At 43.7% G+C, this 14,222-nt stretch carries 12 protein-coding genes; 8 read left to right on the top strand and 4 right to left on the bottom strand.

Annotated features, from left to right (window positions below):
- Window positions 1-1,243 precede the first annotated feature (1,243 nt).
- The 6 genes from C7Y66_RS19935 to C7Y66_RS19910 all read left to right on the top strand — a co-directional run bounded on the left by C7Y66_RS19935 (window position 1,244) and on the right by C7Y66_RS19910 (window position 7,300).
- Entirely contained in the window at window positions 1,244-2,473 is a 1,230-nt protein-coding gene (locus tag C7Y66_RS19935; RefSeq protein ID WP_106546923.1) for a sedoheptulose 7-phosphate cyclase, read from the top strand.
- Window positions 2,474-2,476: 3 nt separating this feature from the next.
- Window positions 2,477-3,313 carry an O-methyltransferase gene (locus tag C7Y66_RS19930; protein ID WP_106546922.1) on the top strand — a complete coding sequence of 279 codons (837 nt, stop codon included), beginning with the start codon at window positions 2,477-2,479 and terminating at the stop codon, window positions 3,311-3,313.
- Between the two features lie 53 nt (window positions 3,314-3,366).
- The gene (locus C7Y66_RS19925) at window positions 3,367-4,719 is read left to right on the top strand and encodes an ATP-grasp domain-containing protein (protein WP_106546921.1); all 1,353 of its coding nucleotides are present in this window, start codon (window positions 3,367-3,369) and stop codon (window positions 4,717-4,719) included.
- A gap of 127 nt (window positions 4,720-4,846) precedes the next feature.
- On the top strand, window positions 4,847-5,575 hold the full coding sequence (locus tag C7Y66_RS19920) for a DUF3891 family protein (protein ID WP_106546920.1): 729 nt from the start codon (window positions 4,847-4,849) through the stop codon (window positions 5,573-5,575).
- A gap of 130 nt (window positions 5,576-5,705) precedes the next feature.
- Window positions 5,706-6,182: a thioesterase family protein gene (locus C7Y66_RS19915; RefSeq protein ID WP_106546919.1), complete on the top strand. Its 477-nt coding sequence runs from the start codon at window positions 5,706-5,708 to the stop codon at window positions 6,180-6,182.
- 5 nt (window positions 6,183-6,187) lie between these two features.
- Window positions 6,188-7,300 (top strand): LD-carboxypeptidase, encoded by a 1,113-nt coding sequence (locus C7Y66_RS19910; protein WP_106546918.1) that lies wholly within the window; start codon window positions 6,188-6,190, stop codon window positions 7,298-7,300.
- A gap of 58 nt (window positions 7,301-7,358) precedes the next feature.
- Here the strand turns inward: C7Y66_RS19910 and C7Y66_RS19905 are convergent, their stop codons facing one another.
- The 3 genes from C7Y66_RS19905 to C7Y66_RS19895 form a co-directional block, all read right to left on the bottom strand.
- Window positions 7,359-8,048: an HAD family phosphatase gene (locus tag C7Y66_RS19905; protein ID WP_106546924.1), complete on the bottom strand. Its 690-nt coding sequence runs from the start codon at window positions 8,046-8,048 to the stop codon at window positions 7,359-7,361.
- Between the two features lie 72 nt (window positions 8,049-8,120).
- The gene (bcp, locus tag C7Y66_RS19900; protein WP_106546917.1) at window positions 8,121-8,597 is read right to left on the bottom strand and encodes a thioredoxin-dependent thiol peroxidase; all 477 of its coding nucleotides are present in this window, start codon (window positions 8,595-8,597) and stop codon (window positions 8,121-8,123) included.
- A 130-nt stretch (window positions 8,598-8,727) separates the two neighbouring features.
- Window positions 8,728-9,462, bottom strand: coding sequence for an ABC transporter permease (locus C7Y66_RS19895; protein ID WP_370143950.1), 735 nt, complete (start codon window positions 9,460-9,462; stop codon window positions 8,728-8,730).
- 335 nt (window positions 9,463-9,797) lie between these two features.
- Here C7Y66_RS19895 and C7Y66_RS19890 point away from each other — a divergent pair, with 335 nt between their 5' ends.
- On the top strand, window positions 9,798-10,574 hold the full coding sequence (locus tag C7Y66_RS19890; protein WP_106546915.1) for a tectonin domain-containing protein: 777 nt from the start codon (window positions 9,798-9,800) through the stop codon (window positions 10,572-10,574).
- A 27-nt stretch (window positions 10,575-10,601) separates the two neighbouring features.
- Window positions 10,602-12,674, top strand: coding sequence for a right-handed parallel beta-helix repeat-containing protein (locus tag C7Y66_RS19885; protein ID WP_146149826.1), 2,073 nt, complete (start codon window positions 10,602-10,604; stop codon window positions 12,672-12,674).
- A gap of 53 nt (window positions 12,675-12,727) precedes the next feature.
- On the opposite strand, the gene C7Y66_RS19880 is transcribed toward C7Y66_RS19885, so the two are convergent.
- The gene (locus tag C7Y66_RS19880; RefSeq protein WP_106546913.1) at window positions 12,728-14,110 is read right to left on the bottom strand and encodes a hypothetical protein; all 1,383 of its coding nucleotides are present in this window, start codon (window positions 14,108-14,110) and stop codon (window positions 12,728-12,730) included.
- Window positions 14,111-14,222 lie beyond the last annotated feature (112 nt).

The following is a 14,222-nucleotide window of genomic DNA, read 5'->3' as shown; positions in this document are numbered from 1 at the left end:
GGGGGACAACTACCAACTACCCATCACCACTGATAACTGAATAACCGACAACTGACTACATCTATCTATAGTTATAAAAGTAATAAATTGTGTGTTGAAACTCGTCAATAAAATTTGGGGAAAATATTTGGCGATCGCCTCTCAATTTCATGTAAACTATTGTAAATAATTGCTGAATTTGATAGAATACGCAGGTAGTGTTGTATGAACGATTATGGCGATCGCCGTCAATTTTTTGACAGTAAATACAACTCCTACTTTGGACTGAGGACAGAAATTTCGGCTTCAGTTTATTTTTGTGATGTAACGTAAATAGACTCAAGCACGCGAGTGCCTTGGCATAGCTGCGATCGCCTTAAGTGTGGCAAAGTCCATAAGGGAGCAAAACTTGCAATACAAGCCCAATGTTGAACTGAATCGATCTCCTCTAAATCCAGAGCAGAAAGTTAATTACGGTTGCAATCTCAAATGGAAACCTGGAGATCAAAGAGGTAGTTTGATAGCCATAGCCGCTATTCTCATTAGTAAAACTACTTCAAAACCAAGCATTTAGGCTTGTCAAAGGTCGGAGATTTCAGTGTTTTGTGTAGATTGTCAACCGCGATCGCAGATTCGGCAAAATATAAGGTAATAGCAGTAAGATAAGCGATTCCGAGTGACAGTTTAAGCAATGTTTAATTGCGACAAATTTTTGTTTTCTATAAAGGTTTGTTTTTGTCAAGGATTGCAAATAATATTTACTTGCTGCTAATGTATTGTAAGAGGCATTTGGCTCTCAAAGCGCAATAGAAATCTGCCGATGTTAGTTTTTTCCTCCTTTTCTGCCCTCTGGATTCAGAGCGGGGAACACACTAGGAGATAACTAATTTGGCTTTTAGTAATGTATTTTTTGACCTAATAAGAGCAGTGCCAGCTATGAATGTGTAGCTGAGAGTAAAGGGCGTGCAGAAATTGCGTTAGCGTTCACGTAGCTTGCTTCTCCGAAGGAGTAGTGTAGCGTTTAGCGCAAACTTTGCGATCGCCACCCTAATTAACGCGAACTTATTAGGCTTTCTGTCATCGCATCTCCAAACACGGTGGCGAGTCGTTAGAGGCAATAGAAACAAGTGAAGTCAAAAATTGGGTAAGTATTTACTACTATATCCAATGTGCTTTCGCCGATCTTCTTTTGCATCTACTTGGTCTTGCGGCGCTACATGCAAGTCGCTAATTTTTGTTGGACTAATTCACACAGGTAAAATTCATGAGCGAAGTACAAGCAAAGTTCACGGCGACTGAAACAGCTTTTCACGTTGAAGGCTACGAAAAGATTGAATTCAGCCTCCTCTGCATTAATGGTGCTTTTGACATTAGCAACCGTGAAATTGCCGACCAATATCAAAAATACGGACGCTGTTTAACCGTCATCGATGCCAACGTTTATCGATTGTATGGCGAACAAATTGAAGCTTACTTTCAGCATTACAACATCGATCTGACGGTATTTCCTATCACCATCACCGAACCGAATAAGACGATCGCGACCTTCGAGACAATTATCGATGCATTTGCCGAGTTCGGCTTAGTCCGCAAAGAACCAGTTTTGGTTGTTGGTGGTGGATTAGTCACAGATGTAGCTGGTTTTGCCTGTGCTGCTTATCGTCGTAACTCTAACTTCATCCGCGTTCCGACAACCTTAATCGGTCTGATCGATGCTGGGGTAGCAATTAAAGTTGCAGTCAACCATAAGAAACTGAAAAACCGCTTGGGTGCTTACCACGCACCTAAACAGGTCATCCTTGACTTTTCTTTCTTGCGCACCCTACCTACAGCCCAAGTGCGTAACGGTATGGCAGAACTGGTAAAAATTGCTGTAGTTGCTAACGCTGAAGTCTTCAATTTACTAGAGAAGTATGGCGAACAACTGCTGCAAACTCACTTCGGTTATGTGGATGCAACACCAGAACTTGAGGAAATTGCCTACAAAGTCAATTACGAATCGATCAAAACGATGATCGAGTTGGAAACTCCGAACCTGCACGAAATCGACCTCGATCGCGTCATTGCCTACGGTCACACTTGGAGTCCGACTTTAGAACTCGCCCCTAACGTACCAATTTTCCACGGTCACGCTGTGAATATTGACATGGCATTCTCAGCCACTCTCGCAGCAAAACGCGGCTACATCTCTACCCAAGACCGCGATCGCATCCTTGGTTTAATGAGTCGGATCGGCTTAGCCCTCGACCATCCTTTACTAGAAGGCGATTTACTCTGGCAGGCAACTGAGTCAATTATGCAAACCAGAGACGGCAAACTACGCGCCGCAATGCCCAAACCGATCGGGACTTGCTTCTTCGTCAACGACCTGACGCGGGAAGAATTGAATGCTGCTTTAGCCGAACACAAGCAGCTGTGCGCGACCTATCCTCGCGGTGGCGACGGTGTTGATGCTTACATGGTACAAGAACCCGAACTCGTAGGGAGCGTATAGACCATGACGATCGCACCTCAGAAAGAAAATACGGCAAGACCAGTTACGCCCTTGGGGATTCTGGTGCAGCAGTTGCAGCAAATCCTAGAGTTAGTAGCGAAAGAACAAAACATTTCTTTAGAGGTAGCTGCCAAAATTCAGCAGGTGTGGCAACTCGCCGCAGGCATCGACCCATATATCGAAGCCGTTTCTACCGAAGAATCTGCTGCCCTCGCCGCACTAGCAAAAAAAACCTGTGCTGAACCTTGGGAAAAACGATTTTCTGACCAGGAGACAGTCCGCCAGTTAGAACAGGAAATGCTGTCTGGACATTTGGAAGGACAAACATTAAAAATGTTCGTCCACATGACCAAAGCCAAAAGTATTTTGGAGGTTGGGATGTTTACGGGTTACTCTGCTTTGGCAATGGCAGAGGCTTTACCAGAGGACGGACGCTTGGTAGCTTGTGAAGTGGATCGATACGTGGCAGACTTTGCAATTGACTGCTTTCAAGCATCTCCCCACGGACGCAAAATTTCTGTAGAAGTAGCTCCAGCTATGGAAACATTGCAAAAACTGGCAGATGGTAAAGAGTCGTTTGACTTAGTATTTATCGATGCCGACAAGAAGGAGTACGTAGATTATTTTCACCTCTTGCTAAATGCAGATTTAGTACCCTCTGGAGGATTTATCTGCGTCGATAATACCTTGTTGCAAGGACAACCATACCTGCCACCCGACCAGCGCACCCCGAACGGAGAAGCGATCGCCCAATTCAACCGCATCGTAGCTGCTGACCCCCGCGTGGAACAGGTTTTGCTACCGCTACGCGATGGTTTGACGATTATCCGGCGCATATAAATCGGTAAAAGCAAGGCAATGCCTTGCTTTTACCACAATCTATTACCCCTACCATGCAGATATTTGCAGTATTCCAAAATCTGGGAACGCTACTTCTACTCGCGATCGCCTTTCCTTTCAACTGTATCGTTGTCTTGACAGCGTTATTCTGGAATCTCGTCAGCAAGCCGTTTCGTGACCGGGGCATCTTGCCTGTATCTCACCCCAAAAACATCATGCTGACGGGGGGGAAGATGACCAAAGCCCTGCAACTTGCCCGTTCGTTTCATATGGTCGGACATCGGGTGGTGTTGGTAGAAACTCATAAATATTGGTTGACCGGACATCGATTTTCTAACGCCGTCGATCGCTTTTATACCGTTCCCGCGCCGGAAAAAGACCCGGAAGGCTATTCACAAGCATTGCTGGCGATCGCCAAACAAGAAAATATTGATGTCTACGTTCCCGTCTGTAGTCCCGTCGCCAGCTACTATGACTCTGTGGCTAAATCAGTTTTATCTGGCTGCTGCGAGGTGTTTCACTTCGATGCAGAGGTAACGCAGATGTTAGACGATAAGTATGAGTTTGCCGAGAAAGCGCGATCGCTCGGTTTATCTGTCCCCAAATCTTTCAAAATTACCAATCCAGAACAAGTCATTAACTTTGACTTTTCCGATGCGGAACGTCCATATATCCTCAAAAGCATTCCCTACGACTCGGTACGTCGCTTAAACTTAACTAAGCTTCCATGCGCTACACAAGCAGAAACAGCAGCTTTTGTCAATAGTCTGCCAATTAGTCCTGAAAAACCCTGGATTATGCAAGAATTTATCCCAGGACAGGAATACTGCACCCACAGTACCGTCCGCAATGGGGAATTAAGAATGCACTGCTGTTGCGAGTCTTCGGCTTTTCAAGTCAATTATGAAAACGTTGACAAGCCAGAAATACTTGCATGGGTGCGTCATTTTGTCAAAGAATTAGGAATTACCGGACAAGCTTCTTTTGACTTTATTCAAGCTGAGGATGGAAACGTTTACGCGATCGAGTGCAACCCCCGCACCCACTCAGCAATTACAATGTTTTATAATCATCCAGGGGTAGCCGATGCATTTTGTAGAGACGTTACATGTAACGTCTCTACGTTGTACCCGTTGCAACCCTTATCGACCAGCAAGCCTACTTATTGGACTTATCACGAACTCTGGCGGCTCACTGGAATTCGCTCTTTTCCACAATTGCAGACCTGGTTCAAAAACATCTTGCGTGGGAAGGATGCAATTTTCGCGATCGACGATCCGTTACCGTTTTTGATGGTACACCATTGGCAAATTCCCCTCTTGCTGTTAGACAATCTCCGCAGGCTTAAAGGCTGGATCAGGATAGATTTTAATATTGGCAAGATTGTCGAATTAGGTGGGGATTAAACCAGCGAACAGTGACTAGTGACCAGTAACCAAATGGTGTAACTCTTAGATGTTTATCCACCATTCACTTTTTACTCTCTGCCTTGAGGGAAATTAAATACAGCTCAATGAAACTGATAACTGATATATGATTGCTAATCAAACTGAAACAGGTTGGGAAGTTATTTATCATCGCGCTCATGCGCTACTTGCAGCACAAATTGCCGGACATTGGCGACGTAAGGATTTCCCACCTCGGATTTACGAAACTATAGCTGCAATTTCCCACCACGACGATTTAGAAAAAGAATGGGAAGAAAACAATCTCACCCCAGCTGGCGCGCCGTTAGACTTTACTCTCGATACTAGTACTCATCTACCCAAGCTGAAACAGCACATTTCCAACGCACGCTATCGGGGACGGTGGGTGACAATGCTAACTTCTATGCATACTAGTTTTTTGAATGAAGGAAAACGGGGAGAGTCATTGGAACTCGATGAGTTTCTTGACGAACAATTAGAGCTACAAAAACAATATAGAAAAGAACTTAAAATTAGTCAGAAAGATGCTGAAGAAGCTTATGCCTTTTTTCAGTGGTGCGATCGCCTTTCATTAATTCTCTGTAATCGTCAATTACCAGTAGACGAACGCGCATTAGAAATTGGGAAAGGACCAGATGGCGATCGCTACGATATTATTCAGTTGCAGGATGGCAAAGTTACCGTTACTCCTTGGTGCTTTGAAGATAAGGAGTTTACTGTCAACGTAGAAGCCTCATACCTTTCCCAACTACAATTTGGTAGTAATGCCGAACTGACAGAGCAATTACAAACCGCACCGATGAAAAGTTTGGAGTGGACATTTGTTAAAGTATGATGGCAGATGGTAGTTGGTAATTGGTAGTTGGTAGTTGATTGTTGGTAGTTAGTTGCTATCAACTATCAACCATTAACCATTAACTATCCCTGTTACCCATTACCTATGACCTATTACCGATGAAGTATAAGTGAGTCAAGCACCAGAACAGTCCCCAACCAACCTACCTAATGTAGCCTTTACCGATTGGTTTGAATATCCAGTCCGAGCGCAGCCACATCACACAGATTATGGTGGTAACGCTTGGCATGGTTCGTACATAGCCTGGATGGAAGAAGCGCGGGTAGAATGCTTGCGATCGATTGGGATTAATTTTGCTGACTTAGTCGCTTTGGGTTGCGACTTACCCGTAGTAGAAATTGCAGTACGCTACCACCGTCCGATCAAAATGGGGATGGATGCTGTAGTTAGAACTCGCATGGCGGATATGGAAGGCGTGCGGATCAATTGGGATTATCAAATTCAATCTCCCGACAGTCAAGAATTGTATGTAACGGCAAGAGTCATATTAGTAGCAGTCGATCGCGAAAAGGGTAAAATTATGCGTCAATTACCCCCAGATGTCGAGAATGCTTTTGCTCGGCTAGCTGGTACGCCAAATCGCTAAGCTCAATGTTCCCACGCCGTCATTTTCTCAGAAGCGCGATCGCTATTGCTGGTATTGGTGCTATATCTATACCCGTACTTGGACAAGGGAGACAAGGAAGCGATCCAAAATCCAAAAGTCAAAATCAATTCCGAATTCCGAATTCCGAATTCCGAATTCCGAATTCTCTCATCAAACCTGCAAGACTAAAACCCGGCTCCGTTGTCGGAATTATTAGCCCTGCTGGGGCGACATTTGTGCGAGAAAATTTAGATATTGTCCGCGATGCTGTGAGAGGATTGGGGTTAGAACCGAAACTTGCACCTCATGTCTTGGATCGCTATGGTTATCTTGCTGGACAAGACCGCGATCGCGCTGCTGATGTAAATCAGTTTTTTGCCGACCCTAAAGTTGCTGCACTTTTGCCTATTACAGGTGGATGGGGTTCTAGCAGGATTTTACCATATTTAGATTACGAATTAATTCGTAAAAATCCCAAAATTATTGTTGGGTTTAGCGATATTACTGCTCTAATTTTAGGGATTACAGCTCGAACTAATCTAGTCACTTTTCATGGACCAAATGGCTTTTCTTCTTGGAATGCAGAGCAAACAGATTATTTTCGACGCATATTATTTGCGGGTGAATCTTTAGAGTTTAAAAACTTCAAAGATGGCAGCGATACAGATCGTTTAATGCAAGTCAAATATCGAATACAAACGATTAATTCTGGTCGTGCTAAAGGTAGGTTATTGGGAGGAAATCTATCTGTACTATCGGCAATTGTCGGTTCGCCATACTTGCCAAATCTAAACGGAGCGATTTTATTTTTAGAAGATATTGGCGAAAATATTTATCGACTCGATCGCATGATGACACAGTTAAAATTAGCTGGAATCTTCGATAAACTAGCAGGTTTTATATTTGGGCAATGTCCTAACTGTACTCCAGATGCCGATTATGGTTCTCTAACTCTAGAGGAAGTTGTTTGGAACCACATTCAACCATTAAAAATTCCCGCTTGGTATGGTGCGGCGATCGGTCACATTGACACTATATTGACACTACCAATGGGTTTAGAAGTTGAAATCAATGCTGCAAAAGGAACAATTCAAATGTTAGAGTCTGCGGTAGTTTAGTGAGGTATTAGTGGTGCATGGTGCGTGAATTTTGAACTTTAAATTTTAAATTGCTCCCTCAGCTCTCTTCCCCGACTCCCACTCTCCCACTCCCGACTCCCGACTTACCCAACAGTTTCCATAATTGCGAGTCCTTAAAGTCAGGAATGGCAAGCATAACACCCAGATCGTACAGTTCGCTTGGTGTCTGAGAGGAGGCGATTCCTACTGTAGATATTCCCGCACCCACAGCGGAACGAATGCCAGAAGGGGAGTCTTCAAATACAAGTGCTTGTTGAGCATTTAAGCCAAAGTAAGCCAGTGCGTAGAGATAGGGTCCAGGATCGGGTTTTGCCATGCCGATTTCTTGCGAGACAAACACCCGCTCGAATCTGTGTTCTAAGTTCAAAACGCTCAACATGTGCTTAGCGTTTTCTGGAGGAGCATTTGTGACTACGGCTTGTTTGATTCCTCTTTCATCAGCCCAAGAGATCGCTTCTAACAGTCCCGGTATTGGTGTCAATTCTGCTGCTAGTTCGCGAAACTCCGCTTCTTTGCGATCGCTAAATTTTATCACCTCTTCAGAAGAGAATTCTGGAAATAAATCTCGCACGATAAATGGATTCAGCCTGCCACTCATGCGATTTTTATAGAACTCTTCATCGATCTCTATACCATGCTCTTTCAAGAGTGCTTGCCATATGCGAAAGTGCAGTGGATCGGTATTGACAATCGTACCGTCGAGATCGTAGAGAATCGCTGCTAGCATGGTCATCGTCCGGGAAGGCTGAGGGTTCGAGCCAAGCTTAACATATCTTAATTGGAATGAGTGTGTGTTCCCTTACATCGTTAATTCTTGCAGACGATTGAGAACGGCGATCGCGTGACCTTTAGCTTTGACTTTTGCCCAAGTATGAGCGATAGTTCCATCAGGTGCGATCGCAAAAGTAGAACGTTCGACACCCATATACTCTTTCCCCATAAACTTTTTCAATCGCCACGCCCCATAAGCATCAGCAACCTGATGTTCGGGGTCGCTCAGAAGTATAATTGACAAATTATGTTTGGCAATAAACTTGCAGTGAGACTGTTGAGAATCAACACTCACGCCGACAACCTTCGCCCCTAGATTGCTAAACTCCTGCGTATACTCGCTAAAGTCCTTTGCTTCCGTCGTACACCCAGGCGTATCATCTTTAGGGTAAAAGTAAAGTACCAGCCATTGTCCGGCAAAATCGGCTAAACTGACTAAATTACCATCCTGGTTGATAGCAGTAAAATTTGGTGATATTTGCCCTGGCTGAGGGATATCGGTCATAAATTGGATAAATGCGATCGCCGTCCTACATATTCTAGTAGTTCTACACGAAAAGCAAGTCTTTTAATTAATCTCACGTAAAGGCGCAAAGGCGCAAAGCAATCTTGGTGACTTTGCGCGACATAATCTCTTAAGCTCCCATCCCAGAATACTGCTTTAACCCCCGTCGCCACAACCAACGATTTAAGCCAAAAAATAGCGCACACCAACCTATTGTAATTAAAAAACCCCGCCCTACATTTTCTGGTAAACCCACGATTAAGGAAGTAGGAAAATGAATCAGATAGGGAAAAGGAGTCCATAGAACAATATTGCGCACAATTGGCGGAAACGTCTCTAAAGGTGCAATTAGACCCGAGAAAAATAGGTAAAATAGAAACCAGAAATTTTCAATTGCATTTGCTCTTTCCGTCCAAAAAGCAAACAAAGCAAAAGTATATTGAATCAGAAACCGCAGAGTAAAAGCCAGCAGAACGGCAATTATAAATAAGATCGAACTACCTAAACTCGGTATCCAAAACGCTTGCGGATAGAGGAAGAAAAACAAACCGACCAGGGCGATCGCAAATGGTAAGCGAGCAAATCTTTCAGAGATATGAGAAAATACATGATGCCATACCGGATCTAAAGGTTGAAGCAAGCGGGGAGATAGCCGTCCCTCGACGACTTCTTTCTCAAATTCCCAAATGACCCACACCACAGTAAACTGTCGGATCAGAAATACTGTGAGGAAGTAACGGGCAAAGTCTATAGGCGTTAAGCCGAATTGTCCGCTTTGGGCTGCTTGCGTCCATACCCCCATTAAGATCAGCGGTAGGCTACCAGACAAAGCCCATAAAAATAGCTCTGCCCGATATTCCAACATATAAGCGTAATATGAGGTGAGTAAGGTAGCGCTAATCCGCAAGACGCGCGTTAATTTTTTGCCAATCGCCTGAAATTGATTAATTTTAGAGTTTGATTGCTGCAGATTTGTCATTTTGAGTCTTAATTGAGTGCGATCGCGTTCTCTCTCGATCTTATCTGTAACAACTGCGATCGGAGCTATGGCGATCGGAACACTCGACTAGGAATCGATTATAAAATATCTCTTATTTTTTTTCTTCTGCAAGGACAAGTATCTGATGATAGATCTATGAAGATGCGATCGAAATAGCAAATTTTTCCACCATACAAATCATACAATTCAATTAACCATCTATGCGTTTTCAACTGGGACGAACGATTTTTAAAATCATTGTTTTGTCATGTTTAGCATCTGTAACGACTCAATGTGCAGATCGAGCAACGTCAGTACAGAAGCAATTTCCCGGAGTGTGTGCAAAAGATCTTGGCGTGGGCAATAATAGCTCTGTTTGGATGGTAGGCTGCGGTAAAGCAAATGACTCTGGAGATTTTTACTTATTTACCTGGAACGGTTCTAAGTGGGATATGATTCCAGGTTTTGGTAGCGACATAGCAGTCGCACCAAATGGTACTCCTTGGATAACCAACTCAGGCGGACAAATCTACAAAGGCAACGGTAACAATGGATGGGAACAAGTTGCAGGTTGTGCGAGAGATATTGCAGTGGGAAATAACTCTGTTTGGGTATTAGGTTGCAAGCAATCTGGAGCTAAGGATTTTGAAATTCTTTCATGGCAAGGTTCCCAATGGAATCGAGTTGAAGGCGCTGCTGCACGCATAGCAGTCGAACCGAATGGTACTCCTTGGATTGTCAATTCCAGCGGGCAGATTTACAAACGTAGTGGCGACAGTTGGCAACAAGTTTCCGGTTGTGCAAAGGAGATTGGAGTAGGAGAAAATGGCTCAGCTTGGATACTAGGTTGCAAGTCAGCTGGTGCTGGTGGTTTTGAAATACTTTCACGCCAAGGTTCTAAGTGGACGACACTCCCTGGTGCTGCTACTGGCATAGCAGTCGAACCGAATGGTACTCCTTGGGTAATCAGCATTGAGGGAAAAGTTTTTCGTTTATAATCCCTCACTCTTTACCCGTACTTGTATTTGCACCACCTGGTTAAAACAATCAAAAATTTATCCAGCACTCAAGTATTCCGTGAATACGATGGCACTAACTTTCAGCCATTTCAACATAAATGTACTCCGAGCTATGGCTTTACGGGCGATCGCATGAATAAGTTGAGAATTTTATTGTTTGCCACTGGTATTCTTATCAGCTTCAGTATATCTGCCTCAGATCGCTCTGATAATCCGCATGGATATTTACTCAGTAGTTCGCCACTTGATGCTGCGAATGTTGCTCGCGAGTATTTCGTCGCCTCAAAAGGCTCAGATAATAATCCTGGTACGTTGGAGCGCCCATTTCAAACAGTGCAAAAGTGTGCTAATGTCGCTCAGCCTGGTGACTCCTGCTTATTAAGAGCTGGAATTTATCGCGAAACAATTCGCCCCGCAAATTCAGGGACATCATCGACTACACCGATAACATTTGCAGCGTACAACAAAGAGGACGTAACGATCTCCGGTGCGAATCCGGTTGAGGGATGGCAGGTGTTTCGCGGTTCTATTTTCCGTGCGAATGCGTCTTTACCCACAAATAGATATAACGATACGGGCTTTTTTGCCAATCAAGTGTTTGTCAATGGCGAGATGATGCCAGAAGCGCGGTGGCCCAACACGGGAAGAGATCCGTTGCGTCCGAAACTGGCGGGTGGTGGTGTCAGAAGCCAGGGTGGTAATGCGGCGATCGTAGAAAACGCTGAAATTCCCAATTTAGCAGAGGGTTGGGCTGGTGCTACAGTATGGACGAATGATTGGTATGTCACTCGCACCGGGACGATAACGGGTGGTACGGCGGGAAAGCTGACAGCACAAATGACTGCCCCTTGGGATCGAGGTGGATATTGGTTCTATCTAGTTGGCAAGTTGGGGTTGCTCGATAGTGAAGGCGAATGGTTTTATGATGGTAGCGATCGCGCCCTCTATCTTTGGACTCTTGGTGGTACGAGTCCTAACTCAGTAGAGGTAAAGCAGCGTAACTTTGCTTTCGATCTGGGCGATCGCTCTTATATCGTACTGCGTAATTTGAAGCTTTTTGCCAGTACAGTGACCACCAGCAATGCGAGTCAAGGTGTCGTGATTGATGGCATCCGCGCCAAGTACGTATCGCACCACATGACTCTACCACCATTACCGAAGTCCGAGCAAGCACCTAATTCTGATGATGGTTTAATCGTTGCATCTCACGCACACGACACTGGTATACAGTTACGGGGTAGCAAGCATACGCTGAAAAACTCAGTTGTGGAATGGAGTTCTGGCAATGGCGTATTGTTAGAAGGTACTGGACATAAGGTGACAAATAATATTATTGCTAACAGCAATTACATGGCATCTTACGCCGCTCCAGTCCGCATCAACGGTACTAATCACCGGATTACTTACAATACAATCGAAGCAGCTGGACGCGATGCTATCAGTTTTGATTGGCATACCGCAGGTTTCGACGGTAACAAAATCGATATTGCTTACAACGATATCTCTCGCTTTGGCATGTTGAGTACCGATTTGGGGGCAATCTATATCTGTTGCTATATCAATCTTGCAGGCGGAGCTATCCATCACAATTGGATTCGAGATACTCAAGCATTCAGTCCGTTTTGGGGAACGCGAGGTATTTATTTAGATATTGAAAGTTACAACAGTACAATTCATCACAATGTTGTATGGAATATTACAGGGGGCAAAGATAGCTTTTATCTAGTCGCAGGTAGTCCACGCGGATACAATCGGATTTTCAACAATACGTTTCTCGGTTCAATATATACAGATAAAACTGTTGAAGCGCGCAACAATATTTTGCGGAGTTCGACGAGTATAACTGCCAGCCAGCAGTCTCACAATTTATTTCAGTCAACCGATCCAAAGTTCACCAAAGCTACTACAACAGATTCAAAATCTATCCCAGATTTTACCTTACAATCTGGTTCGCCCGCGATCGATGCAGGCATGACAATTACTGGGGTGACAGATGGGTTTGTGGGTAGCGCCCCCGATATCGGGGCATACGAACGGGGCGCTAAGATTTGGAAAGCTGGATCTAGACTGAAACGGTGATGTCAGAAACTTTGGCGACTTGAGTTGATTTTAATACGAACGTGTAGTAACCGTTACTGTTTTAACGCCTTTTTTCTGTTTTCATGCCATCGAATACCGATGAAAAGAGCAATAGTAAGCATAAAACCTGGTTCCTCCATTTGAGTTAGAAAAAAACCGTAAACTGCTACAGTAAGTACGAGAAACCTACTGAAATCATCTAAGCAAAGATTGCGCCATACAATGAAGCCAAGATACAAATAAGTTCCTAGCCCAAACCAACCTAAATCTCCCCAAATTCCTGCCCAACTGAACAAAGGAACATACAAGGTTGTTGTCAAAGCAATCCAATTCCCATTGATAAACTTCCAGATGTCGTCATATAGAGGAGGATTGGAAGCTCCTAGCGGGCTTAATAAGTGCCAATACTCTCGAATTGACCATCCTCCTAATCTGCCAAGTGTATGCCCTGGTCCAAGCCCAAATAACCAATTTAAGGGGGATCGCCAATGGGCGAGTACCATATGAATTCCTTGCATTTTAACGGCAAGTCCGCCAGTCTCAGAATTCTCATATATATCGGATCTAGAAAACCAATATTTGTAGACTTCAAAAGCTTCTAGATTATATGCAGCCCAGATAAAAGCTGCGATCGCGAGAACGATACAGGTTACATACATTAAAAACTTTTTAACATTTCGAGTTTGGCTCAAACCTAACAACATCCAAGCTAATGCTGAAGTTAAAATTACCTGTTTTGTATCTGCAATCAATATCTGATGAATTGCACCAATTAAGCTAAGTACTCGTAACCAGAGGGGAACTGTTTTAAAAAAAAGCAAGAAATATAAAGCAGCACTTACGGAAACGGCAGTAGAGACATAACCGCCTGCTCCTGTTGCAAAGAAAACTCCTTGAACGCCATCCGTTTCATCCATTCCATTTGCGGCAAAAAGTAACCCAGCACTTAATAAAGGTTTTTGAATTTCAGCTAACAAAAAGTTAATCAAAGCCGAAATTAACGTCCAATCTCTGATTTTTTTGATGCTAGCGGATGATACGGGAATACAAACTATTGCTAGTAGGAATAGATATGGCTCAGCAAGAATTAAAAAGTTAAAAACTACATTGATAAAACCTGCGTTATTGACAAGCGCACTAACAAGCATGGCTCCCAGCATAACCAGGATAGCAGATGAAAGCGAACTGACGATCGCAATTTGTTTACGATCTTTACTGCGGTTAGTGACTAGCACTACTGCAAGCGCAAAACCAACTGTCACAAAGTGAAAAAAGTTGAGAAATGAAGGAGCGCGAGTTATCGTACAAAAAATTCGAGAATAAAAAGCAGTAGCAAAGGCAAAAAATATCAGAGTTGAACTCTTAATAATATACTTCTTTTTTGCTATAGTTCTAGTGCCGATCGCTAAGTCCATTTTTTGAGGTAAGGGTTGCATCTATTCAGTTCCCTCTGCTAAATGTTTGGAGTTAAGTATTCGGACATAATTAAAGAGCAAATCTATTTCTTTCTACCTTCTGTCTTTTTTTCACGATAAATATCTACGTTCA

The sequence above is a fragment of the Chroococcidiopsis sp. CCALA 051 genome (genome assembly GCF_003015105.1).
In the GTDB taxonomy this organism is placed as follows: Bacteria; Cyanobacteriota; Cyanobacteriia; order Cyanobacteriales; family Chroococcidiopsidaceae; genus Chroococcidiopsis; species Chroococcidiopsis thermalis.
This window is presented reverse-complemented; position numbering and strand designations above follow the sequence as displayed.